The following is a 24,255-nucleotide window of genomic DNA, read 5'->3' as shown; positions in this document are numbered from 1 at the left end:
CCAAAACCGGGATTTCTGGCGGAGAAGGCTTAGGCTCCAGTCTCTAACCGCTTGGTTCCGCACTCTGCTCACTTTGTAGGACAGCTCCTCCAGACAGAAACTTCCATATAAGCACCTTGGTCAAAAATTCCAAACCCGGGAATTTCTGCCCAAGGAGACTTATATTCCAGTTTCTAACCGTCTGGATCCGCTCACTTTCTTGTTTGCCCATTTCCCCGTATCACATACTTAGTCGTGGTTAATTCATTCAATCCCATTGGACCGCGGGCGTGTAATTTTTGGGTACTGATGCCGATTTCGGCACCGAAGCCGAATTCAAAGCCATCCGTGAATCTTGTTGAGGCATTAACGTAAACGCATGCGGAATCAATTTTGTTCAGGAACTCCTGACCGTTTTGGTAATTGTTGGAAATAATCACTTCTGAGTGGCCGGTGGAGTAGTTGTTGATATGATCGATAGCGGCTTGTTCGTTGTCAACAACCTTAATGGCCATGATCAAATCATTGTATTCCGTTGACCAGTCTTCATCACTCGCTGGCTTGATTGACGGAACAATTTCTCGGCTGCGGTCATCGCCTCGAAGCTGGACACCATGATCTTGGAGCGCCTTGGCAATTGCTGGCAGCATCTTTTTTGCAACGTCTCGGTGGATCAAGAGTTTTTCGGCGGCATTGCAGACGGATGGTCGTTGTACCTTGGCGTTGACGATGATGTTGATCGCCATTTGTTCCTCAGCAAATTGATCAACGTAAATATGGCAGTTACCGGCACCCGTTTCGATTACTGGCACCGTTGCATTCTTAACGACTGCTTGAATAAGGCCAGCACCACCCCGGGGGATTAAGACGTCGACGTATTTGTTAAGATGCATGAGATCGTTGGCTGTTTCATGACTCGTATCATGTAAAATTTGAATGGCATTTTCGTCCAAACCGTTATCCTTGAGAACAGCCCGCAAAACGGCTGCAAGAGCAAGGTTACTATTTAAAGCTTCCTTACCACCCCGGAGAATAACTGCATTGCCGCTTTTAAACGTAAGGGCGGTTGCATCAACCGTTACATTTGGCCGGGCTTCAAAAATCATGGCAATGACGCCAAGTGGCACCCGTTTCTTTTCGATCAATAAACCAGCATCATTTTGCCAGCCCTTATCAATGTTACCAATGGGGTCTTGAAGCGCAGCCACTTGCTGGAGGCCGGCCGCCATGTCTTTAATTCGCTGATCGGTTAATTTGAGCCGATCCGTGAACTTGGCAGGCATGTCGCTAGCGTTATCAATATCTTTTTGGTTAGCAGCAAGAATTTGGTCAGTATTGGCAACTAACTTTTCAGCAAATTGATTCAAAATCTGGTTTTTAGTAATCGTATCTAACAGACTCAATTTATAAGCGGCTTGTTTGGCGTTTTTGCCAATTTGAATTAATTTCTCATTCATGGGTCATACACTCCTTTGAAAATAGCGTTCCAACGGGTTTACCAGCTAAAATGTCAAAAATAATTCGGGGATCCTTACCGTTTGCCAGCACCATTGCCCGATCCTCATCAATCATCCGTTTAGCAGCGATTAACTTGGTATGCATACCGCCAGTCCCAAAGCGGCTGCCAGCTCCACCAGCAATTGTAAATTCATCGTCATTGATGCTGGCGACGTTGCTAATCAAATTGGCGTCCGCAAATTTCTTGGGATTCTGGTCATAAAAACCATCGATATCCGATAAAACGATTAATAAATCAGCATTCATATGGCTGGCAACGATTGCTGAAAGCTGATCGTTATCACCAAAAGTGGTGTGGTGATCCAGTTCGTCGGTGGCAACCGTATCGTTTTCGTTAACGATGGGAATAACATTATCGTTAAGCAGACAGTTGAAAGTATCCATCGCAAACTTATTACTCTTGGGGTAGTCAAAAATATCGTGTGTCAGTAGAACCTGAGCAATATCGGTTAGGTAATGATCAAATCGTTGGGTGAATAGTGTCATCAATTCTGACTGCCCAATTGCGGCAAGCGCTTGTTGGGCGCCTATTTCAGTTGGCCGTTTTTTGAGATGCATTTTGTTAAGGCCAACCCCAATTGCACCAGAAGAAACTAAAATGAGTTCCTTACCTTGATTGTTCAAGGCACTCAAGGTGTAGGCCAGCTGATCAAAGGTCTCCAAATTAACGGCCCCGTTCGGGTGAATCAAGCTGCTGGTACCGACCTTGACCACGATCCTATTTGCGTTAATCGTTCTCGTTTCCATTATTATCACCTGTTTTTTTGTATGAAAAAAGCCTCGCTTGAATTGAGACACCCGAGACGGGCGGTACCATTCTCATTCAAAGCTAGGCTTCACACTTTTGATTTGCTAACGGAAAAATCCGTGTCGAATTAAGACAATTTATGAAAGAAGATAGGATTCGTGCACGAAAGACGCCTTTCAGCAATTGGCATCCTCTCTGGGTTGGCACTACTTGGTTTTCTAAAACACCGTTATCATATCCTAGTTGAGCGGTAGTTGTCAACTAAAGTGAGCGGAACAAAGCGGTTAGAAACTGGAACATAAGTCTCCTCTGACAGAAATCCCTGGTTTTGGGGATTTTTGTCAGAGGTGCTTATGTGGAAGTTTCTGCTTTGTGGAGCGATCCTAATCTATGTAGCATAGAACACCTACCAAGCAGTTTTAGGAATTTTGTTAATGGTGCTTACGCGCAGATCCCTGCTTTATGCAGCTGTCCTAAAATAAGTGAGCGGATCCAGCTTCTGCATTACTAAACGATTCTTACTGTTCTAGATTCAAAGCTGCACCGTAAACCCAATACTTTTTAGCATTGGTATCAGATGAAAAACGGATGCGGTACCAGTCGTGACCATTATCCTTAGTGCCGATATTATCGATATAGACTTTCTTACCCACCTTAGCTGCTACGGACGACCATGCGTATTTTTTAACGTTGGCCCGAGAATTCTTAACGTGATTGTACAGTCTGTATGATTTGTAGTTATCTCCTAATAACGCTTGTGAATCTGCACTTGCATATGAGACCTGGTCATATGATTTTTTCACGCTGGAAGTAATTGCTCCGTGGGCTGACCCGCTTGTTTGTAGGTTATCATAAGTTGTTTTAACCAACTGATAAAACTGAGCGAATGTGTAACTGGCGCCGAAGTAAGTCTTCCCCATTGAAGAATAGTAGGCGGTTGGATCGGTATGATTCGTGCCACCAAGGTACTTGGAAACCGCACCATGGGACCAGACCGTCCCCTTGCCATCGTAAGCGGCATCGTTTGGTGTCAGACCATACCGATTCAAAATATAGGCGGTGTAGTAGGCAGCATTGGCAATCTCGTGGGCAAACGCTGACTTACTATGAACGCGAACTTGTTCGAACTGCACGTACCTAGCATTGGCGGGGTAGCCAGCACCCCACGCCAAATAATTGGTGTTGGCAATGTTGATAATCCGGCTAGCGTCAACGAACGTATGGACGAATGCAGCTGAATAGTTCTTTTTCATATAGGCGATTTCATTGTAAATGGTCGAATTGGGGTTTGCGGTTTCATGAACGACAACCCCTTCAGGTTTCCCATTTCGATATTTGTTTTTTGGAAAGCCGCTCCAAATGGATGATGTGATTGTTGAGTGGCCGATGTTTTTACTGGCAATGTAGTCGTTAACGCTGCTGGCATGGGTCGTGTTGGTGGCTGACAATAAGCCCAATACGGCAAATGATAGCGAGCAAACAGCAGTTAAAATAGTTCGCTTTTTCAAAGTGATTTCCCCTTCAGATGGATAATGCCTGTTATAGCTTCTTTTTTATGGTTGAATTTAGTGATTAAAATTTTTATTGTTTATAAATTATTTTTTAGGTTATTTAATTACTACAGATGTTAATATAAACGATTTACGTGGTTGAGTTCAACCAACAAAGAAGCCCGTAAGTTGCGAATTAACGCACTCTTACGGGCTTTATCGTGGTTATTATCAATCATGTTAAGAGTTGTTGACAAAAAGCTTTAAAAATTGACGTAACGCTGTTACATCAAGGGATTTCCTCTGTAATAATTAGTTAGTTATTAGGTTCGTGAGTTTGCAGCTTTTGTTGACAGTCAGGACAAATACCGGAAACTTCTAGCTGGGTTCCCGTTATTTGGAAACCGGTTTTTTCTTTGGCAACTGCTTGAACGTGGTTAACGATTGCGGGATACTCATCATCAAAAACATCAACAATCTTGCCACAGTTCTCACAAATGACGTGATAGTGGGGAAAACCAAAAAAGTCGTACCGAATGCCACCATCGTTATTTGGTAATTCAATGACTAGTCCTTTATCGACCAGTAGCTTTAACGTATTATAAATTGTCGCAACGCTTAAATTTGGCAATTTGGTTTCAATGCCATCCCGAATTGTTTCAACGGAAGGATGATTATGGTGTGTAATCAGGTAGTCTAAAATGATTTCTCGTTGGGGCGTGATTCGGATCCCCAACTTTCTGAGGCGACCAAGTGCGTGTTTTAATGTTGAATTAGTGGGCATATCAATGGGCCTCCCTTACGCCAAATGTGAACTAAGGTCACTTATTACTTTAGAATCATTCTAATATGTTTTGACAGAATATTCAATCTTTAAGCTGTTACAAATCCATGACGTCTGTATGAATTAAATGTTTGAAGTGCTAATTGAAGTTTCGAATGTTAGTGCCGCGACTTGTGAAAATCCCAGTGTGGTTAACGCATTGATAACAGTTTGATTTGCTGTGGTTAGTTCAACCTGGACTTTTTTGAAATTAAAATGGTCAACGATAAACTTTAACGCACGTTCAATCATTTCTTTTGAAGCGTTAGCGGCTTGTTGGTCGATGATGAAATCAATTCTGCCAATACGGTTAGGACGATCAAATCCCGAAATTGTGACGATCCCAACGAACTGATTAGTTTCAGAGTCTGTGATTCCCCAGGTTAATTCAGCGCCGTTCATCACTTTTTGCATCACCCGGTTGATACTTTTGACAGTATCCAGAATTTGGGTTGGCAGGTTATCGGCCTTGGTAGTCAAAATGGCTGGTTGATTAAAAAGATTGTCGACTTGTTTAACAGGCGTTTGGGTAAGCCAATCAAGCGTGTAGTGGGCGGTCAGAACTGGGTGAAATTTTTCAAATGAAGTCATTTAAAACGATCCTTTCGTGAAATAGCTTTCAAAGTATTTTGGTTGCGCTTTATCTGTGGCATAATGAACATATAAACTGAATTATTGGAGGTACAATTTTGACTGAAACTTATTTAATTGGCACCTATACCCGAAGAATTAGCAAGGGTGTTTATCAACTTGAATTAGATACTGATAAGAAAAAATTACAAAATTTAGAATTTGTTGGGGCTGCTATTGACCCAACGTATGTTGCCGAATCAGAAAAGAAACGGATTTATGCGATTACTAAGGTTAAGGACGCCACCACTGGTGATGTTACTGGCGGCTTCTATGAATGGGATGGTACTAAGAATAATTACCCATTAAAAGTCGTTGCTGGCATTCATGATCAGGAGACGTCACCGGCATACATTGCTGTAGATGAGGCCAGAAAATTAGTCTTCACGGCCAATTACCATGCTGGTACAATCTGTACTTATAAGATTGCCACGGATGGCTCGATTTCACGCGCTGATCGGATCATGGATAAGGGAACGCTGGGATTCAGAAAAGAGCAACAGGATGGCCCCCATCCCCACTTTATTAATTTAACACCAGATAACCGCGTGGTGGTAGTCGATCTCGGGATTGATAAGGTGTTCGTTTATGACATTAGTGACGCTGGTAAGTTAACCCCTGTTAGTGAATTACAAATGGAAGATGGCTATGGTCCCCGCCACATTGCCTTTGATGAAAAGAAAAAGGTGGCTTATCTGGTTGGTGAACTTAGCAGCAACATTGCTGTCTTGGACTATGATTCAGAGAGTGGTAAATTATCACAACGAAATATTTTATCGACGATCCCTGACGACTGGACGGAACATAACGGTGCGGCAGCGATTAGAGTATCTAAAGATGGCCGCTTTGTGTACGTATCTAATCGTGGCAATAATACCATTGCCGTGTTTAGCTCTGATGAAAAGGGTGATTTAAAACTCATCCAGCGGATCTCAACGGAAGGTGATTTCCCTCGTGACTTCAATTTAAGCGATGATGAGTCATTTATTATTTGCCTCAACCAAAATTCTGACAATGCCACATTATATGCCAGGGATGCAGATTCTGGCAAATTAACGATGCTCCAAAAGGATTTTGCCGTACCAGAAGGGGTTAGTGTGTTGCCAAAAAAGTGAGCGGAGCAAAGCGCTTAGAAGCTGGAGCCTAAGTTATCTCGACCAGAAATCCCGGGCTTGGATTTTTGGTTGAGATGACTTAGGTGCAAGCTTCTGCTTTGCGGAGCGGTCCTAATCTATGAAGCCTAAAAGACTAAATCCATGTAAATTCTAAATATATTCCTAGTTCTGGGATTTTTGTTAAGGTGTTTAGGTGCAAGTCTCTGTTTGTTTAAAGCGACAGTTAATTAAATCATTTCAATCTAACCAGCCAATCACTCAATATAAAAAGGTTGCTAAAGCAAAAGTGTTTGCCTTAGTAACCTTTTTATATTGATTAGAAGTACCTGATAAGATAATCTTGAATCGTTTTCTTGACTATATAGATCAGGTGGGTTCGTTTTACAAAGCAGATGTTTACGTATAAGTACATTTCTATTAAATGTTTAGTTCCTCTAGTGGTGTTCCTATTTTTACATAGATTAGGATCGCTCCGCAAAGCAGAAGTCTGCACCTAAGCCAACTCAAGCAAAAATCCCAAGCCCGGGGATTTTTGCTTGAGTTAACTTAGGCTCCGACTTCTAACCGCTTTGCTCCGCTCACTTAATTAACCCTCGTCGCTATCGTCCCAATCCCATCAATCTCACTAGTTAATAGATCACCGGATTTTAAAAACACCTGGGGATCCCGGCCAACGCCCGTTCCACTTGGTGTACCTGTAAAGATAAGGTCGCCAGGGTAAAGCTCAATGACGCCAGAGATATAGGATACCAGTGTTTGAATGTCAAAAATCATTTGACTGATCGGTGCCTGTTGCATCACTTCACCGTTGACTTTTGTGACAACTTGTTTGGAAACAATGTCATCGGTATCAGCGATTGTACTTATGTAAGGGCCAACCGGTGAGTAATGCTTGAATGATTTGCTGAGATCAAATTGCGTGCCAGCACCGTCAATTGATTGTAGATGGCGGTCAGAGATGTCTTGGCCGACCATGTAACCGGCAATTGCGTCCTCAGCGTCTTCACGGCTGATATTGCGGCCGCCGCGACCAATCACAACCACTAATTCAGACTCCCAATCCACAGTATCACTGCTTAAATGAATGGCATTTTGCGGACCAGCTAAGGAACTGACAAACTTATTAAATACGTTTGGTTTCTTTGGTTTGGCGGTTGCCATTTCTTTCATATGGTCAAGGTAATTAAAGCCGATTGCTGGAATTTGGCGGGGGTGTTGAACCGGCAGCTCAAATTGAGTTGCATCAAGTGCTTTGGCATCGTCGTTGTTAATGATCTTTTCGTCAGTTATATCAATTAAAACCTTAGAAACGAATCCTTGCCAATCGTTTAAGATGTCATCGATTGAGTCGTAGTCAGCAATTGGCACTCCCCAGAATTGATCATTTTGGAGAGCCACAAACGTTGGCCGCTTCTCATACATTGCTAATTTCAATATAACCCCTCCTGGCATAGTCCAATTAACGAACAGCGATATCAGTATACACCCAAACAAAAATACAACCAAGCTGAAACCTGGCTGACAATCCCTAAACATTCCCGTTTTTCCAGAATGATTGTAGTAGATTTTTTAACTGGGGGGTTGTGTTTGAGACCTTGATGTTTTGCCAATTTTTAGGGAAAATTTGTCGATAACGCGTTTGGTTGAAACGTTGATCCATCAGTACAATCACGCCCTTATCGTCATCGGTACGGATTACCCGGCCAGCGGCTTGACTAACGTTATTAAAACCGGGCAATTGGTAGGCAAATGAAAATCCCTGACCGTTGAGTTGGTCGAAATAGTCACGGATTAAATCGGATTCAGCATTGATTCCTGGAAGGCCAACACTGACGATGCCAACGCCAATGAGGGCATCATTTTTAAGGTCAATTCCTTCAGAAAAAATTCCGCCAAGTAAGGCGAAGCCGACCTTAGTTTGGCCATCCGCATTTCGAAATTGGTCGAGAAAATCTTGACGGGCGGCGTTGTCCATGTCTGGTTTTTGATTGAGGACGGTAATATCTGGATGGCTAGTCACAAATTGGTTTAATACCAAATTCAGATAAGTCATTGACGGGAAAAAGACCAGGTAATGACCAGTTTGTTGTGAAATCATCGTATAAATTGTATCACAAATTGGCTCAACACTATTTTGCCGGTTGGCGTAGCGGGTATTGATATTATTGGCGATAATCACCTGACAGTTTTTTGGTGGAAACGATGAGTCAGAAATCATGCAAAGACTATCAGCTTCATTGCCCAAGACCCGTTGGTAATAGTTGATTGGGCTGAGCGTGGCTGAAAATAAAATCGCCGCTCGTCCCAGGTTGAGGCTTTCCTTGAGCTGATTACTAGGATCCATGCAAAATTGTCGAAAGCTGATTTGGTTGCCGTCAATGATGATTCGGGTGCGGTAGGTGTCATCGTAAAATTGGCTAATTAAGTAATAGCTGCGACATTGGAAATAATAATCGACCACTGCGTCGACTGTATCGCTTGGTGGCTGGGTTGCAAGCCACTGATGGGTTACTTCAATTAAGTCTCCTAGTGTCTTATTAAAATTATCGAGCGGCGCAAGTTGAGCAATTTGCTTGTCAACGGTTGCCGCAGTGTCTTTACTGTAGCGCTTAAACGAGCGTTTCAACGATTTGAGCTTGCTGATAACCTTTGCGTTAGCCGCTTTGTTATGGGCAAGCAGTTTAAGCAGCGGGTCGATTGGCCCTGATTGTAGGGTTGCAGAATACATCTCCCGCGATCGTTGGACGAGGTTATGAACTTCATCGATCAAAAAGCAGTTTTGCTTATCGGGTAGAGAGAAAAAGCGTTGAAGGTGGACTTGTGGGTCAAATAAGTAATTGTAATCACAGATAATCACGTCACAAAATAAGCTGACGTCTAGTGAATATTCAAATGGATCCACGGTATGCTTTTTTGCGTATTGCTGGATGGTTTCCTTGGTGATTTGATCGACGTGTTCAATTAAATCCTTAATGGCAGGGCGGACGCGATCGTAGTAGCCAACCATGTAGGGATTTTCCTCTGGGGGGACGTCTTTTTCTTCTGGAAAGGTGATTTTATCCTTAGCAGTGAGGGTGATACTCTTCAAGTTGAGGCCCGTTTTGCTCATAATCGCGATCGTGTTCTCGGCGACGTGACGGGTGCTTTGCTTGGCGGTAAAATAAAAAATCCGGCTGATAAGTTGTTCACCCATTGATTTAATGGCTGGGAAAAGAGTTGAAATGGTTTTGCCAGTACCAGTTGGGGCTTCAACAAATAGGTGCTTTTCCAGCATGATTGCTTTATAGACGTTAGTAGCTAAAAGATGCTGGCCTGGCCGGTAATTTTCAAATGGAAATTTGAGCTGCTTTGAAGATGATACCCGGCGATCGTCAAGCTCACGACGCAGCTTAATCCATCCTTCATATTCCTTGATGAGGTTGTTAAAAAAGTCATCGGCCTCATCCTTTGTAATGGTTTGCTGCTTAGTGGTAATGAGTTCATCGGGCGTTTGGACGTAAGTGAGCTGCATGGCGAGCGAATCGAGCTGCTGATCATGCATGACGATGTAGGCATAAACTTTAACCTGGCCCCAATACAGCGTCAATGTGGACTGTGGGATTGTATCGTATTCTAAGTCGGAGGTCTTGATTTCTTCGATTAGGACCTTGTCATCATGGTTATCAATACCGTCCGCACGTCCACTAATGACGTAATCATCGTTTTCATACTTAATAGTCGTTTTGAGGGCAACCTCTGATTGATAAGTTGTGGGGCGGCTTCGTTGGATTTTTCGGTGAATCCGGCTGCCTTCTTGGGCGGTGTTTTCGCTAGTAACAACTGGACTAAGGTCGCCGGTCCGCAGTAAAAATTCAACTAGTTCGCGAATGCCAATTTGATGAACAGCCATGCTTTCTCCTTCCAATCTACGTTTGTTGAAGCTCGTTTTTTGCTATTATAGGACAGCTGCGCAAAGCAGAAAACTGCACCTAAGCCACTCCTGCCAAAAGCCGAAAACCACGGCTTTCGACAGGAGTCACTTAGGCTCCGCTTTCTAAGCGCTTTGTTTCGCTCACTAATTTCCATTATACTTGATATCTAATTGAGCTCCAGCCTGAAAAGAAGATGTACATGAGAATTGGTGCGTTATACAATGAACTTATTGACTTTTTTGCTTGTTAGGACAGCTGCACAGAGCAGAAGTCTGCACATAAGCACCTCGGGTAAAAATCCCAAGCCCAGGGATTTCCACCCGAGGAGACTTATGCTCCGACTTCTAATCGCTCTGCTCCGCTCACTTAACAGGACAGCTGCGCAAAGCAGAGATCTGCGCGTAAGCACCACTACCAAAAATCCCAAGCTCGGGGATTCCTGGTAGCGGAGACTTACTCTCCGATCTCTAACGCTTTGTTCCGCTCACTTATTTTTTAGGAGATAGCCATGGAACCTCATTTTGGACAAATTTTGACAATTAAACATACTAAATATTTCGCGCTAGGACCCGTAGTGACAAACAATCCGCAATTGATTTTGGATAACGTTAATTATATTGGTAAAAAGAATTTTGTTATCCATATTAAATTTGGCGATGGTATTACCAGAACGGCTCAGTTACTGGTAAAGGCTAATGGTGATTTACCTGGTTATTTGGTTAAAACTAACATTGATGAATTTGAGAAGGTCGTTTCAAATAACGAAATTGAGTTGTTGAACGTTGATTCTAAACGGTTGAATGATTTTAGGTTAGCCGAGGAATTGGAAATTGAAGATCCTATGGATGAAAAGATTGCCCAGATTGCAAGTATCCGTGAAAATACAATTCAGCTGGTTGAACATTATCTTGCAGAATTACAGGCAAAAATTGATAAGCTCTCCCAAAGAAAAGCCAACCATTATTTTTCCAGTAAGCAGCATTATGAGCAGGTTAAGGATTTTTTGCTAGCAGTAACGCCATATATGGATTTGCGTGTGAAGGAAAATCAAGTGCGCCAAGACGAATGGCGGCTTAAGTTGCGATTAGGAGGCCAGTAAGCATGATGAACGAACACAAACTGCGCGCGATTGTCGAGACATTTGCGAAGTATAATATCAAAATTGAAACGGACAAGCTAAAGCTCACAAAAGTCAACGGCCACCCGGTTGATTTTGACGCGACAAAGTATATGCAGGACCAATTGATTGAGCTGATATGTAAGGTGATGGCAAATCAGTTGGTGGCAGAAGTGTGGAAAAAAGAGTGAATGGAGCGATTCTAATCTATGCAAGGGAGAACAACCACAATTTAATTAGAATCTTTTCGAATTGCCTGTAAGCAGTGATCAGGTTCTTTCCATTAGAACTACCATTTGTTAAAAACATGAAGAAATTTTTGATGCAAAAAAGCTACTCATCATAGAGTAGCACTTAGAATTTCTTATAGTAATTTAGCTTGTCTAAGCTTCTGGACAAACTCATTTAAGTGAACGACATCCACTGTGGTCAGTTTACCAATCGGTTGGTGGCTTAAAATTTGCTTCTGACTAACAGCGTATTGTTGATGAACATCAATATAAGAAGGAGCCGATAGATTAGCCTGTTGCCAATCCATAATCTTATAGTAATATTGTCGGTTGGATGACGATTTGTTCTGATATTTAGAAGTTATTTTTAGCAATATTACATAGTTGTTATTTAGACCCAGTACCAGGGCTGGTCAGACTTTTACTTGATCTTCGTCGGTGAAGGGAACCTGAGCAATGAAAATGTCCATTGAGCTACATTGTACCATTAACCATTCCGCATCCAGTTGTCAAAGTTTGGCGATTTTTTGGGATCATAGTGCCCATTTTCGTCTAAGTCAACCCTTTCAACTGGAACGTTTTTAAACAGTTGCCACCAGTCGTTAGCTGAGGGAACCTTTTTTAATTAAAAATTCGGCAGAAATCTCCTGGTTTCAACCAGGGAGATGAATGCCCATAGCTAACACTGAAGAGCCTGGTCATCATCGATTACGCTGGTCGTCAATATACCGTTCGACCACTTCTTTGCTCATATTACCGAAATGTCTTCAGCCAAAGGTTGCTTTTTATTACTCATAGGTTATCCTCCCATCGCCCCATTCATAGACAATGTTATCATTAATGATCTTCTCATATGATATAATTAGGATAACATGTTTAGGAGGTGAAAGCTACGTGAGTCAAACAATGGCGCAGCTCCCATACCATTACGGGGTAAAGGTCCGCATTTTCCCCTCCAATCAACAAAAGCGGTTGATCAAATGCAACAGTGACGCTAGCCGCTTCATTTACAACGAAATGAACGGCCTGAATCGCGAACTGTATCAGTTGAAACAGGTTAAGATCCCGATCGGAATTGTGCAGCAACGCATCCAAACCCTGGAACAGCGCCTTAAAAATCCGGCAACCGGCATCTCGAATAGCCATGGTTGGTTGAATGACAAAGATTTGGATAGTTTGATGAAAGCCAATGCCATCAAAAACTATCGGCGGGCCTGGAAAATGTTCCGCACAGTTCATCAAGCCGGCACGCCAGTTTTTCATCGCAAACGAACTGAACAAAAGTATCAAACTTCCTGTCTGTACCCAGCAAAAGTGAAGCACCCGGGCATGACTAATGGAAGTGTCCGCCTGCTTGATCACCAGCATATTCAGCTCCCCAAGCTTGGGCGGTTGCGCTTCCGGGGTATGCCGGCAAAATTACTGGCCCGGAAACCGGGGATTCGGATTGGAACTGTCACCATTTCCATGGATGCCACGGGGCGGTATTACGTTTCCTTGCAACTGGCTTCGCAACATTCATTCGTCGTTCAAACGGCTAGTAAGGCGCAGACGTCCATTGGGATTGACCTGAATACGGATAACTTCCTGACGGATTCCAATGGTAACGTTATTGCGAATCCTCGTTATTATCGATCAGTTAAGGGTAAATTGGCCCGAGCCCAACGGAAGTTGTCACGCCGAGGATTACTCGCCAAGAAAGAACACCGACAATTGCGCGATGCCAAGAACTATCAGAAGCAACGCGCGGTGGTGGCCGCTATTCAGCGTCAAATTGCTAATCGCCGTAATAATTTTCTCCACCTCGTCTCAACAACACTGATCAAGAACCACGATTTGGTTGTTGCCGAAGAGTTGCGTAGCAAAAATCTGTTACGAAACCACGCGTTAGCAATGAGTATTAGTGATGTTGGTTGGCGAACATTTTTAGGTATGTTGACCTATAAAGCGGCGCTGTACGGCAAAAGGTTTGTCACCGTTAATCCGCGGAATACCACCCAAACCTGTTATAACTGTGACTTCATTATGGGAAGTGGCGATACGCAGAAACTTTCCTTGGCCGACCGTGAATGGACTTGCCCGGCCTGCGATAGCCACCATATGCGGGACCATAACGCCGCCCAAAACATCTTAGCAAAAGGAATCACAGCTTGAAAATCGCTTTGTCCGTCTGGCAACCTGCGGACATTAAAGGCTTTGGTAATTAGCACGTAAGACCTGCTGGCAGGCAATCGCTGTATCTAAGCAAATTGTGGTCGTGACACCGTGAAGGGTTATTCTCACAAGCTCCTAAATTTATTCAGGAGTGGTTGACAACAACTTCATTATTGCTATTTAGAGTAACCAGAATTTTATCACCGCCTCGTAATTGTAAACAATTGCGAACTTCAACAGGAATTACAAACTGACCCTTAGTAGAAACTTTTACAGTCTTACTGAAAACCGGAACTTTAATTTTGCTTGGCGAAAGTGTCATCCCGATAGATAATACTTACTTTCACCTTCTTATTTTTTTCGTATGAACTTACTTCCACATCAAGGCAACCTACTTGCATTAAATATTTTAAGATAATACGTACTTAAATCAATATTCATCCGTTCCTCATTGCCTATCTAATTAATAACATTCACAGCTGACTCAGACAATTAGTGAGTGAAGTTCTTTTCTGGGTGCAAAATTTTTATTCACGTGAGTTAAGTTTACTGCTTATAATCAATTTATGGCAGTAATACATCATACATAAAAGCACAAGAACACCAGTGACGATAAGAATTGAGACGTCATTGATGCTCCTGTGCTAATTTTGTTTTAAGAATTAATAATTTGAATTGGTTTTGCTCAGTTCACTTATTAGGACAGCTGCGTCAGGCAGAAACCTCCACATAAGCACCTCGATCAAAAATTCCAAACCCGGGAATTTCCGCTTTTAACATAGAGAAAACGTGCTCCACCAAGCAGAGACTTGCACCTAAGTCTTTTCCACCAAAAATCTAAGCCCGGGATTTCTGGTGAAGAAAACTTAGGCTCCAGTCTCTAACCGCTTGGTTCCGCACTCTGACCGTTTAGAACCTACCATTATCCAATCCACCCACAAAGGTTTCATAGGCGGCCTGTTCACCCGTTTCAGTCACAGTTGCATCGTCTAAGTCATTACTATGCAAAGCATCTTCCGAAATTTCAACTTTGTGAGTAAACGTGGCGTTACCAATTAAGTCGATTGTGTATTGGTCATTATCATCATGGACCCGGGTCTTAACCATACCGCCTGGATTATAAACGGTGATCAGCTCGTCAAATTTTGCTAATTCTGGCCGGTTTATGCAAAAGGCTAAGCTGGCTGCTGACATGCCAGTGCCACAAGCGTTTGTCAGGCCAACGCCCCGTTCAAATGTTTGAACAAACAAGGTATTTGGTCCTTGAATTTCTGCAAAGCTGACGTTGACGCCATCTGGAAAGAATTTATTTTTATTATTTAGCATCGATCCCAAAACCTTTAAGCCATCTGGTTTCATCGTCTTGAAGTTACCAAAGCCGATTAAATGGGGATTAGGGACGGCAATTGCGGTAAAGCGAACCCCAACGCCAAATTCAGGAATGGGTTGATTAATAATTTGATCTGCTCCCAAGTTATCGAATGGCAATGACTCCTTGTTGAAGGATACAGGCGAAATTTCAACGCTAAACGTTGGGACACCATTCGCCAGGTCAGCTTCTTTATGAACTGCCAGGTCACTATCTTGAGTTTGAACCTTGAATTCATCCTTGCCGTACTTCTCCGCTAGGTAGCGAGAAACGGTGCGAAGACCATTACCACACATTGAAGCGATGCTGCCGTCGGTGTTGATGACTTCCATACTGCCTAGGGTGCCATCATGGTCTGAGTCGTCAATAACTAACAGGCCATCAGCGCCGTGCAATAAGCCGGCGTCTTTATCCGTAATGTGCTTTGCCAGGGCAATTCGTTCCTGATCTGACAGCTTGTTTTTGAGCTGGGTTTGATCAAGAATAAAAAATTGGTTTTGTGATCCGTGGACCTTTAATAACTGAACCATCGTGTGTTCCTCCAATTTAGAAACTAATTTCGTTAAACTTTTAGTTCTGCGTTGCTGAAAAAATGCTGATAAATATCTTTGACAGCATCATCGGCATCCGACTCGCGAGTTCCTAACATGATTGAAATCCGTGATGCACCTTGGTTGATCATATGAACAGCGATGCCATGTTGCGCAAGGGGACGAATAATGTTCTCAATAGTACCAATTTTAGCACGCATTCCCTCACCGACAACCATAATGATTGCATAATCATCAATCCATTCTAAAGTATCTGGATTTAGGGTCCGTTGGATGTCCGCACACATCTTGTGAATCGTGTCAGTATCCAGTTGGTTACGGTCGAAGATAATGGTCAAATCATCAATTCCTGAGGGCATATGTTCGTAGGAAACGCCGTATTTGTATAAAATATTTAAAATCTTAAGGGTGAAGCCAACTTGTTTGTTTAGCAAGTAGCGGTGAAGATAAAGCGCGGCAAATCGGTTAGAGCCCGCAATGCCGGTGATGGGCCTGGTAGGAGTCACGTCTTTTTCAGGGACAATCAAGGTTCCTGGCAGGTCTGGATTATTCGTGTTCTTGACGTTAATTGGGACTTGGCCCTGGATGGCAGGAATGATTGCTTCGTCGTTAAAGACTGAAAAGCCAGCGTACGACAATTCCCGCATTTCCCGAAAAGACATCTTTGTAATGGGGAGGGGATGGTCAACAATTTTGGGGTTGGCAGCGAAAATTGCGTCCACGTCAGTGAAGTTTTCATACAGTGAGGCGTTCAAGCCGCGGGCAAGAATTGAGCCAGTGATGTCAGAACCACCACGGGCAAAGGTGGCAATGTTGCCCATTTTGGTGAACCCAAAGAACCCGGGGAAGACCAGTTTTTCATCACCCAACTTAATCTTGCTGAGGTTTGTGTAAGTTTTCTCCAGTACGGATGCTTGATTGGGGTCGTCACTTAGCAAAATGCCGGCTTCCTTTGGATCGACAAACCGTGCTTTGGTACCGGATTGACGCAGGCAAGCTGCAAATAATTCAGCGTTTAGACGTTCGCCGTGGGCCTTAAAAGCAGCCATTAAGTAGTCATCGTTAGGGTAAGGCTGATTGGGTAATGCAACTAGTTTTGCTTTAATGTCCGCAAGAATCCCAGCGGCAACCCCGAAGCCTTTCCCAATTTCTTCATAGCGGGCAAAAATGGCAGCCACATATTTGGGATCATTATTGCCGGCTAAGGTTGCCTTGGCGTAGTTGATTAATAGGTCAGTTACCTTGGTGTCACCGGAAAAACGTTTGCCTGGTGCAGAGGTGACGATCACTTTTCGATCAGAATCAGCTTGCACAATCTGAATCACTTTTTCGACGTGGGCGGCGTCCGCAAGCGAACTGCCCCCAAACTTTACAACTTTCATAACTTAATCTCCACTCCCTGGATATTCCCATTAATTAACAATTCGATTAGAAATCGTTAAACCGAATTCTAGCATTTATGGATAAATTTGCAAGAGCAAGAGTGAGCGGAGCAAAGCGGTTAGAAGTCGGAGTCTAAGTTGACCCAATCGGAAATCCCCGGGCTTGGGATTTTTGATTGGGTTAGCTTAGATGCAGACTTCTGCTTTGCGCAGCGGTCCTAATCTACATAAAAAACAACCCAACCACCAAACCCATCCCCAAAACCAACAAAAAAATTTTGTGCAGTATTACAATTTAACTTTTTCAATTCTATTGTACATCTAGTATTCACGCACCATTCTGCATAAATTTCCACAAACAGTTGACACTTTATGAGAAACATTATAGAATTATGACAATTAAATCATTAGAGGTTGCAACCAACATCAGTAACCAGTGGAGTTCCTACTTGGACTTTGAAGCTGGCAAAAGGGGCGGTTGCCGAAGCACCAAGGGAGGTAGCCCCTGGCGCGCTGGGACTTAGCTTAAGAGGCTATGGACTGTCGCTGCGGGAATGCGTAGCGGGGCGCTAACGACAATTGATAAAGAATATTTAGTATGATTATAAAATTCTGAGTCTCTTTGTTTGGCTAGCGCCAGATGAAGGGGCTTTTTTAGTAGCGTGCGGAACTAGGCGATTAGAAGCTGGAGTATAAGTCTCCTTTAACAGAAATCCCCGGTTCTGGGATTTTTGTTAAAGGTGCCTATGCTCAAGCTTCTGCCTGGTTGAGCGGTCCGACTTCATGTTCCAAGAACCAGCCATCCATGAGCTAACTATTTTTACAAAACCATATCCAAGCGCTAAGCACCCGCATCATAATTCCATGGCATTTAAAAATTTAACTAAAACACATTCGGAGGAACCTTATATGAGCAATCAAGTTGATCAATTACCAGTTAATCAGGCCAATCATTTAGAAATTGGTGGTGTTGACAGTCTGGATTTGGTTAAGCAGTACAAGACGCCATTAGTTGTTTACGATGTAAAAGCGATTCGGGATCAAATCCACCATTTCCAAAAAGTCTTCAATGATAATGGCGTCGATTATGCCGTTAGCTATGCTAGCAAAGCCTTTGCCTGCATTGCCATGTTCCAACTGGTTAACCAGGAAAATGCTCATATTGACGTCGTTTCTGGCGGCGAGCTATATACTGCAATTCAAGCGGGCTTTCCAATGGATCACGTTAGCTTTCATGGCAACGATAAGTCAGTTGCCGAACTTGAGATGGCGGTTGACCATCAAATTGGCGTGATTATTCTTGATAACTTTCACGAAATTGCCTTGTTAAAACAAATCCTAACAGACAAGGATGCCCATATTAACGTGATGTTGCGGGTGACGCCAGGAATTTCAGCGCATACCCATGAATATGATCAAACTGGGCAGGTTGACAGTAAGTTTGGGTTTGACCTTCAAAGCGGCCAGGCACGAAAAGCATTGGACTTGGTTTTAGCGGACAAACGGATGAACATGCTGGGTATCCATTGCCACATTGGTTCCCAAATATTTGAAGTCAAGGGATTTGAGATGGCCGCAACCAAGTTAATTGATACCCTTGGTCAATGGCATCAAGAAGTTGGCTATGTTGCCAAAGTTGTTAATGTCGGCGGTGGCTTTGGAATTCGTTATACCGAAGAAGATGACCCAATTGCCCCGGAAATGTTCGTTGATGCGATTGTCAAGGCAATCAAGAAACGAGTTGGTGAATTGTCCTTACCAATGCCAGCCGTGTGGATTGAGCCGGGCCGTTCAATCGCCGGGCCGGCCGGATATAACTTATATACGGTTGGTAGTCGAAAAGACGTGCCGGGGATTCGTTCCTACGTCACTGTTGATGGTGGGATGGGGGACAATATTCGGCCAGCTCTTTACCAAGCAAAATACGAGGCAGTCTTAGCTAGCAATCCCAAAGCTCCCATCAAAGAAACGGTTCGGGTAGCTGGTAAGTATTGTGAATCGGGTGACATTTTGATTCAAAAGCAGGATCTACCGGCAACCAAGCCCGGGGATGTGTTGGCGATGCTAGCCACCGGTGCATATGGATATGCGATGGCTTCAAATTATAACCGTAATCCAAGGCCAGCCGTTGTGTTTGTTGAAAATGGGCAGTCACAAGTCGTCATTAAGCGAGAAACGTTTGCAGATTTAGTTTCATTAGATCAACCACTAAGATAGGAAATAATCATTACGAAGAGGGGTCATCATGACACAACTAAGCGCAAGAGAAATTATTGATTTTATAGGTAACGCAAAAAAGAAAACGCCCGTTAAGGTTTACATCAAGGGTGCTATAAACGACATCACCTTTCCTGACACCATTAAAGCCTTTGCAGAGACCCACACGGCAACTTTGTTTGGCGACTGGGAAGCCGTTAAGCCATTTTTGGCAGCTCATCAAAGTCAAATCGATGATTACCAAATTGAAGCAAATTCCAGAAACTCAGCGGTACCGCTACTAGATGTTAAAGAGATTAACGCCCGAATTGAACCCGGCGCGATCATCCGTGATCATGTCACGATTGGTAATAACGCGGTGATCATGATGGGCGCCATTATCAACATTGGTGCTGAAATTGGTGATAACAGCATGATCGACATGGGAGTTGTCATGGGCGGCCGCGCCATCGTTGGCAAGCATTCCCACATTGGCGCTGGGGCAGTTTTAGCTGGCGTTGTGGAGCCAGCTTCCGCTAAGCCGGTTCAAATTGATGATAACGTCTTGGTTGGCGCCAATGCCGTGGTCATCGAGGGCGTCCACGTTGGTGAGGGTGCCGTCGTTGCGGCCGGTTCAATTGTCACTAAGGACGTTGCCCCACATACGGTTGTTGCTGGTGTTCCTGCCCGCAAAGTTAAGGACGTCGATGAGAAAACAACTTCAGAAACTGGTTTGGAAGACGACTTAAGAAAGCTGTGATTAAATGGCTCAACTTACTAAGGAAGCATTAATTAAAATTCGCCGTCAGTTGCATGAATATCCTGAGTTGGCAATGCATGAGTTTAAAACCCACGATTACTTGTTGGCAACGATTAAAGAAATGAACCAGCAGTTTCTTGAAATTAGAGAGATCAAGGACTTACCAACGGCTTTATTGGTTTATGTGCAGGGTAGTGACCCGCAGCGAACGATCGGTTATCGAACCGATATCGATGCCCTGCCGGTGACCGAGCAGACCGGCCTGCCATTTTCATCAAAAACGCCTGGTGTGATGCACGCCTGTGGCCATGATATTCACATGACGACGGCATTAGGCGTTCTGGATTATTTTGCTGACCATCAGCCAAAGGATAACTTGATTTTTTTCTTTCAACCGGCTGAGGAAAGCGAAAATGGCGGTAAGGTTGCTTACGAGTTAGGGGTCTTTAAAGATAAATGGCGCCCAGATGAATTTTATGGGCTCCACGATAACCCGAATCTGCCAGCCGGGGCGATTGGCTGCCGTATGGGAACATTATTTGCCGGGACTACCGAGGTTAACGTTGATTTGATTGGTAAAAGTGGTCACGCGGCTTATCCGCAAAATGCCAATGATATGGTGGTGGCAGCCGCTCAATTTATTAACCAGGTTCAAACGATCGTCTCAAGAAGCGTGGATCCGATTGAAGGTGGTGTGATCACCTTTGGTAAGTTGGATGCTGGCACGATTCGAAACGTCATTGCCGGTCAGGCCAGAATTGAAGGGACCATCCGCGGGCTGACCCAAAAGATGATTGAACACATTGTTGCGCGCCTCAAGCAGGTTGCCAACGGGGTGGCTATGAGTTATGGCGCTAAGGTTGATATTCAGTTTAACCAGGGCGGCTATTTACCAGTAGAAAATAAGGATGCCCTGACTAAGCGGTTCATTGAATTTGCTAAACAGGATCCGCAAACGGTTTTTGTTGAAACGGCGCCGGCGATGACGGGGGAAGATTTTGGCTACCTATTATCTAAGATCCCTGGCACAATGTTTTGGCTGGGCGTCGATGATGATTCGCAGCTGCACTCTGCCACGTTTAACCCCAAGGAATCAGCTATTCCAAAGGGGATTAATTCAATTGTAAGATTTCTAGAGCATCGGATGGCTGACTAAGTGTTGAATATGAAACGTAATTTAAAGAAAGCTGGGACTTTTTATGATTAATGCAGATATGATGACAGCAATCATTACCCCGTTTGGAACGGATGGGCAGATTAACTTTGATGCATTGGAACAGTTGACTAACCACTGTTTTGAAACTGGCAGTCGGGGCTTTGTTATTGGCGGGACCACTGGGGAAACACCAACCTTGAGCCATGATGAGAAGATTGACTTGTATACCCGCTTTGCCAAGATTGTTGCTGGCCGTGGGACGATCATTGCCGGCACCGGCAGCAACAATACCCGCCAAACCGCTGAATTAACTGCCGAAGTTGGGCAAATTCCGGGGATTGATTACGCCTTGGTAGTTGTGCCATACTATAACAAACCAAACCAACGCGGGATGATCGCCCACTTTACAACGGTTGCTAAGCAGTCGCCGGTTCCAATTATTATGTATAATATTCCGGGTAGAACGGGTGTGACGATGGCGCCAGAAACGATCGTTGCCCTCTCAAAGAACCCCAACATCGCTGGCGTTAAGCAGTGTGGGTCAATGGCCGACTTAGAATACTTAGTGCAACATACTGCCGATGATTTTAATGTTTATACCGGCGAAGATGCCCAGGCATTGCTTGCTAAAACGGTGGGGGCTAACGGGGTGATTTCGGTTGCCAGCCATATTTATGGTAACGAAATGCGCGAGATGTACGACGACCTCGCTGCTGGAAACGTTGAAGCTGCTGGTCGGCTGATGCGGGATCTAACCCCTAAAATGGCCGCATTATTTATGTATCCATCACCGTCACCCGTCAAGGCAGTTTTAAATGCTAATGGGTTTAACGTCGGTGATTGCCGACTGCCAATCTTGTCATTAAACGCTGACGAGGAAGCCACCTTAGCTCAAGCACTTGGTGTTCCGAAATTGAGAGACATTAATCTGCGTGAAGCTCGAGTTTAAACAAATAATTAATTTAAAAGGGAGTTTTTCCGATGATCAAAGTGCTAGTTTCTGGATTTATGGGATCAATGGGTCAAAAAACCGTTCAAATGATTGATAATACTGATGATTTTGAATTGGTTGCAGCCTATAATCCTGGAATCGATACCGTTCATCTGCAGGGGATGGGCCTAAGCGATAACGTGAAGTTGTTTAGTAAATTGGGTGATATTCAGACTGATGCCGATGTTTGGATTGATTTTACCGTTCCAGCGGCAGCTTTTGAAAACACTAAATTTGCGATTGAACATGGGATTCACCCAGTGATTGGCACTTCTGGTTTAAGCGAAGAACAGGTAACCCAATTACAACAATTAGCAGCTGATAAGCAGGTCGGTGGTATCATCGCGCCGAACTTCGGGATTTCAGCAGTCCTCTTAATGAAGTTCGCCAAGGAAGCTGCTAAATACATGCCAGACGCCGAGATTATCGAGATGCATCACCAAGACAAATTAGACGCACCTTCTGGGACCGCCCTATCAACGGCTCAGATGATCAGCGAAGCTCGTGGGGAGAAGAAGGCCCCAGCTTCTGAAGAAACGTTGAAGGGGGTCCGCGGCGGTGACTACCATGGTGTCAAAATCCATTCGGTTCGCTTGCCCGGCTATGTTGCTCATGAACAGGTCCTCTTTGGCAGCAAGGGTGAGGCGTTAACAATTCGCCAAGACTCGTTTGACCGAGCTTCCTTTATGAGCGGGGTTAAAATTGCGGTGCCGTACGCCGCAAAAGCATCTCAATTAATTTTTGGGTTAGAAAATATTCTGTAATTTAGATGGAGGATAACAATGCCACAGTTAGATAGTAGACTTTCAGGAATTGTCAATGGGAACGTTGCTTCCGTTGCGCCGTCAGGAATTCGCGAGTTCGACCAAGAAATTTCGTCTATTCCGGGGATTGTCAAATTAACAATTGGTGAACCCGATTTTGACGTGCCGGAACACGCCAAACAAGCAGCCATTGAGAGCATTAAGGAAAATAAATCTCATTATTCTGCTCAAAAGGGGATCATTGAGCTGAGAGAAGCAATCAGCCATTATCTGCAAAAGCGGACCGACGTTCAGTATGATCCGGATTCTGAAGTTATCGTAACCGTTGGGGCCACTGAAGCAATCTATTCGGCACTGACGACGCTCCTGAATCCCGGTGACAAGGTGATTGTGCCAACACCAGCCTTTGCTTTATATTTTCCAATTATTAAGGTAGCTGGCGCTGAATTGATCACCATTGATACTTCCAACGATGGCTTTGTTTTGACCCCTGAAAAACTACAGGCAGCTCTGGATGAAAATGGCGATCGTGTTAAAGCAATTATTTTAAATTATCCAACCAATCCAACCGGAGTTGAATATTCTGAAGCACAACTGAAGGCGTTAGCGGATATTGTTTCGCAGCATAAGATGTATGTTCTGGCTGATGAAATATACTGTGAACTGACTTATGGCATTGAACATCACTCAATTGCCAGCATGCTTCCTGAACAAACTATTTTAATTAACGGCTTGTCCAAGTCCCACGCGATGACGGGATATCGGATTGGTTATTTGGCAGCTCCTAAGGCCTTTATAACCAACGCTTCCAAGATGCATGCCTTTGTCGTAACCGCTCCCTCTAACCCAGCTCAGTATGCGGCGGCCGAAGCCCTAAAAAATGGTTTAGATGATCCGATTCCAATGCGGGCAACTTATGAGAAGCGTCGGGATTATATCGCTGACCGGCTTAAGCGGATGGGAATGCAAATTGCCTTTCCGCAAGGCGCATTTTACATTTTTGCCAAAATTCCTGGTACAATAAACGAAACGTCAGTGGCGTTTGCGACCAAGTTAGCAAAAGAAGCCAAAGTTGGCGTCACCCCAGGATCTGCATTTGGCCCTGGTGGTGAAGGCTGGATTCGACTCTCGTATGCGGCGGCCGATGAGGACATTAAGCTGGCAATGGATCGGATGAACCAATATTTGTTGGAATTGGCTGAATAGGACAGCTGCGTCAGGCAGAAACTTCCATATAAGCACCTTGGCCAAAAATTCCAAAACCGGGAATTCTTGGCCAAGGAGACTTATATTCCAGTTTCTAACCGCCTGACTCCGCTCACTGTTATTAGGACAGCTGTGCAAAGCAGAAAGCTCCACATAAGCACCTCT

20 protein-coding genes and 1 riboswitch are annotated in these 24,255 nt (G+C 44.0%); of the genes, 10 read left to right on the top strand and 10 right to left on the bottom strand.

Annotated elements, in window-relative coordinates; all coding sequences use genetic code 11:
* Positions 1–191: 191 nt before the first annotated feature.
* From FC98_RS10775 to FC98_RS10755, 5 genes are all read right to left on the bottom strand, one after another.
* The gene (locus FC98_RS10775; protein WP_056949555.1) at positions 192–1,436 is read right to left on the bottom strand and encodes a glutamate-5-semialdehyde dehydrogenase; all 1,245 of its coding nucleotides are present in this window, start codon (positions 1,434–1,436) and stop codon (positions 192–194) included.
* Positions 1,429–2,244 carry a glutamate 5-kinase gene (proB, locus tag FC98_RS10770; RefSeq protein ID WP_054655826.1) on the bottom strand — a complete coding sequence of 272 codons (816 nt, stop codon included), beginning with the start codon at positions 2,242–2,244 and terminating at the stop codon, positions 1,429–1,431. Before proB ends, FC98_RS10775 begins: the two co-directional genes overlap by 8 nt.
* A gap of 519 nt (positions 2,245–2,763) precedes the next feature.
* Entirely contained in the window at positions 2,764–3,753 is a 990-nt protein-coding gene (locus tag FC98_RS10765) for a peptidoglycan recognition protein family protein (protein ID WP_056949554.1), read from the bottom strand.
* A 298-nt stretch (positions 3,754–4,051) separates the two neighbouring features.
* The gene (locus FC98_RS10760; protein WP_008857371.1) at positions 4,052–4,519 is read right to left on the bottom strand and encodes a Fur family transcriptional regulator; all 468 of its coding nucleotides are present in this window, start codon (positions 4,517–4,519) and stop codon (positions 4,052–4,054) included.
* Positions 4,520–4,642: 123 nt separating this feature from the next.
* Positions 4,643–5,149: a GNAT family N-acetyltransferase gene (locus FC98_RS10755; protein ID WP_056949553.1), complete on the bottom strand. Its 507-nt coding sequence runs from the start codon at positions 5,147–5,149 to the stop codon at positions 4,643–4,645.
* 98 nt (positions 5,150–5,247) lie between these two features.
* Here FC98_RS10755 and FC98_RS10750 point away from each other — a divergent pair, with 98 nt between their 5' ends.
* On the top strand, positions 5,248–6,303 hold the full coding sequence (locus tag FC98_RS10750; RefSeq protein WP_008857369.1) for a lactonase family protein: 1,056 nt from the start codon (positions 5,248–5,250) through the stop codon (positions 6,301–6,303).
* A gap of 582 nt (positions 6,304–6,885) precedes the next feature.
* On the opposite strand, the gene FC98_RS10745 is transcribed toward FC98_RS10750, so the two are convergent.
* Positions 6,886–7,737 carry a fumarylacetoacetate hydrolase family protein gene (locus FC98_RS10745; protein ID WP_040471713.1) on the bottom strand — a complete coding sequence of 284 codons (852 nt, stop codon included), beginning with the start codon at positions 7,735–7,737 and terminating at the stop codon, positions 6,886–6,888.
* A 94-nt stretch (positions 7,738–7,831) separates the two neighbouring features.
* On the bottom strand, positions 7,832–10,192 hold the full coding sequence (locus FC98_RS10740) for an ATP-dependent DNA helicase (RefSeq protein ID WP_056949552.1): 2,361 nt from the start codon (positions 10,190–10,192) through the stop codon (positions 7,832–7,834).
* A gap of 530 nt (positions 10,193–10,722) precedes the next feature.
* Between FC98_RS10740 and FC98_RS10735 the strand changes: the two genes are divergently transcribed.
* The 3 genes from FC98_RS10735 to FC98_RS10725 all read left to right on the top strand — a co-directional run bounded on the left by FC98_RS10735 (position 10,723) and on the right by FC98_RS10725 (position 13,715).
* On the top strand, positions 10,723–11,313 hold the full coding sequence (locus FC98_RS10735; RefSeq protein ID WP_008857365.1) for a hypothetical protein: 591 nt from the start codon (positions 10,723–10,725) through the stop codon (positions 11,311–11,313).
* Positions 11,314–11,315: 2 nt separating this feature from the next.
* Complete coding sequence (locus FC98_RS10730; protein WP_008857364.1) at positions 11,316–11,522, top strand: hypothetical protein; 207 nt, start codon at positions 11,316–11,318, stop codon at positions 11,520–11,522.
* Positions 11,523–12,467: 945 nt separating this feature from the next.
* Positions 12,468–13,715: a transposase gene (locus tag FC98_RS10725; protein WP_235803619.1), complete on the top strand. Its 1,248-nt coding sequence runs from the start codon at positions 12,468–12,470 to the stop codon at positions 13,713–13,715.
* A gap of 145 nt (positions 13,716–13,860) precedes the next feature.
* Here FC98_RS10725 and FC98_RS15410 read toward each other — a convergent pair whose 3' ends face one another.
* The 3 genes from FC98_RS15410 to FC98_RS10715 form a co-directional block, all read right to left on the bottom strand.
* Entirely contained in the window at positions 13,861–14,037 is a 177-nt protein-coding gene (locus tag FC98_RS15410) for an AbrB/MazE/SpoVT family DNA-binding domain-containing protein (RefSeq protein WP_008858226.1), read from the bottom strand.
* 587 nt (positions 14,038–14,624) lie between these two features.
* Complete coding sequence (gene dapF / locus FC98_RS10720; protein ID WP_008858225.1) at positions 14,625–15,614, bottom strand: diaminopimelate epimerase; 990 nt, start codon at positions 15,612–15,614, stop codon at positions 14,625–14,627.
* A 32-nt stretch (positions 15,615–15,646) separates the two neighbouring features.
* A complete protein-coding gene (locus tag FC98_RS10715; RefSeq protein WP_054655828.1) occupies positions 15,647–17,017 on the bottom strand; it encodes an aspartate kinase in 1,371 nt (456 codons plus the stop codon).
* 400 nt (positions 17,018–17,417) lie between these two features.
* A riboswitch (Lysine riboswitch) is annotated at positions 17,418–17,597 on the top strand.
* 329 nt (positions 17,598–17,926) lie between these two features.
* Between FC98_RS10715 and lysA the strand changes: the two genes are divergently transcribed.
* From lysA to FC98_RS10685, 6 genes are read left to right on the top strand one after another with little or no spacing between them, the layout of a single operon-like run.
* Entirely contained in the window at positions 17,927–19,234 is a 1,308-nt protein-coding gene (gene lysA / locus FC98_RS10710; protein ID WP_040471976.1) for a diaminopimelate decarboxylase, read from the top strand.
* A 28-nt stretch (positions 19,235–19,262) separates the two neighbouring features.
* A complete protein-coding gene (gene dapD / locus FC98_RS10705; RefSeq protein WP_008858220.1) occupies positions 19,263–19,973 on the top strand; it encodes a 2,3,4,5-tetrahydropyridine-2,6-dicarboxylate N-acetyltransferase in 711 nt (236 codons plus the stop codon).
* A gap of 4 nt (positions 19,974–19,977) precedes the next feature.
* Complete coding sequence (locus FC98_RS10700) at positions 19,978–21,129, top strand: N-acetyldiaminopimelate deacetylase (RefSeq protein ID WP_008858219.1); 1,152 nt, start codon at positions 19,978–19,980, stop codon at positions 21,127–21,129.
* A gap of 43 nt (positions 21,130–21,172) precedes the next feature.
* Entirely contained in the window at positions 21,173–22,078 is a 906-nt protein-coding gene (dapA, locus tag FC98_RS10695) for a 4-hydroxy-tetrahydrodipicolinate synthase (protein WP_054655830.1), read from the top strand.
* Positions 22,079–22,110: 32 nt separating this feature from the next.
* Positions 22,111–22,884, top strand: coding sequence for a 4-hydroxy-tetrahydrodipicolinate reductase (dapB, locus tag FC98_RS10690; RefSeq protein ID WP_008858217.1), 774 nt, complete (start codon positions 22,111–22,113; stop codon positions 22,882–22,884).
* Positions 22,885–22,902: 18 nt separating this feature from the next.
* Positions 22,903–24,090, top strand: coding sequence for an aminotransferase class I/II-fold pyridoxal phosphate-dependent enzyme (locus FC98_RS10685; RefSeq protein ID WP_056949551.1), 1,188 nt, complete (start codon positions 22,903–22,905; stop codon positions 24,088–24,090).
* Positions 24,091–24,255 lie beyond the last annotated feature (165 nt).

Source organism: Lentilactobacillus kisonensis DSM 19906 = JCM 15041, assembly GCF_001434135.1.
Lineage (GTDB): Bacteria > Bacillota > Bacilli > Lactobacillales > Lactobacillaceae > Lentilactobacillus > Lentilactobacillus kisonensis.
Note: the sequence above shows the minus strand (reverse complement) of the source record. Positions and strands in the feature narration are given on the sequence as shown.

Excerpts from the sequence above, each read along its gene's own strand:
- FC98_RS10775 (WP_056949555.1), bottom strand. The coding sequence starts at position 1,436 with ATGAATGAGAAATTAATTCAAATTGGCAAAAACGCCAAACAAGCCGCT.
- proB (WP_054655826.1), bottom strand. The coding sequence starts at position 2,244 with ATGGAAACGAGAACGATTAACGCAAATAGGATCGTGGTCAAGGTCGGT.
- FC98_RS10760 (WP_008857371.1), bottom strand. The coding sequence starts at position 4,519 with ATGCCCACTAATTCAACATTAAAACACGCACTTGGTCGCCTCAGAAAG.
- FC98_RS10755 (WP_056949553.1), bottom strand. The coding sequence starts at position 5,149 with ATGACTTCATTTGAAAAATTTCACCCAGTTCTGACCGCCCACTACACG.
- FC98_RS10740 (WP_056949552.1), bottom strand. The coding sequence starts at position 10,192 with ATGGCTGTTCATCAAATTGGCATTCGCGAACTAGTTGAATTTTTACTG.
- FC98_RS10735 (WP_008857365.1), top strand. The coding sequence starts at position 10,723 with ATGGAACCTCATTTTGGACAAATTTTGACAATTAAACATACTAAATAT.
- FC98_RS10730 (WP_008857364.1), top strand. The coding sequence starts at position 11,316 with ATGATGAACGAACACAAACTGCGCGCGATTGTCGAGACATTTGCGAAG.
- FC98_RS10725 (WP_235803619.1), top strand. The coding sequence starts at position 12,468 with ATGGCGCAGCTCCCATACCATTACGGGGTAAAGGTCCGCATTTTCCCC.
- FC98_RS15410 (WP_008858226.1), bottom strand. The coding sequence starts at position 14,037 with ATGACACTTTCGCCAAGCAAAATTAAAGTTCCGGTTTTCAGTAAGACT.
- dapF (WP_008858225.1), bottom strand. The coding sequence starts at position 15,614 with ATGGTTCAGTTATTAAAGGTCCACGGATCACAAAACCAATTTTTTATT.
- FC98_RS10715 (WP_054655828.1), bottom strand. The coding sequence starts at position 17,017 with ATGAAAGTTGTAAAGTTTGGGGGCAGTTCGCTTGCGGACGCCGCCCAC.
- lysA (WP_040471976.1), top strand. The coding sequence starts at position 17,927 with ATGAGCAATCAAGTTGATCAATTACCAGTTAATCAGGCCAATCATTTA.
- dapD (WP_008858220.1), top strand. The coding sequence starts at position 19,263 with ATGACACAACTAAGCGCAAGAGAAATTATTGATTTTATAGGTAACGCA.
- FC98_RS10700 (WP_008858219.1), top strand. The coding sequence starts at position 19,978 with ATGGCTCAACTTACTAAGGAAGCATTAATTAAAATTCGCCGTCAGTTG.
- dapA (WP_054655830.1), top strand. The coding sequence starts at position 21,173 with ATGATTAATGCAGATATGATGACAGCAATCATTACCCCGTTTGGAACG.
- dapB (WP_008858217.1), top strand. The coding sequence starts at position 22,111 with ATGATCAAAGTGCTAGTTTCTGGATTTATGGGATCAATGGGTCAAAAA.
- FC98_RS10685 (WP_056949551.1), top strand. The coding sequence starts at position 22,903 with ATGCCACAGTTAGATAGTAGACTTTCAGGAATTGTCAATGGGAACGTT.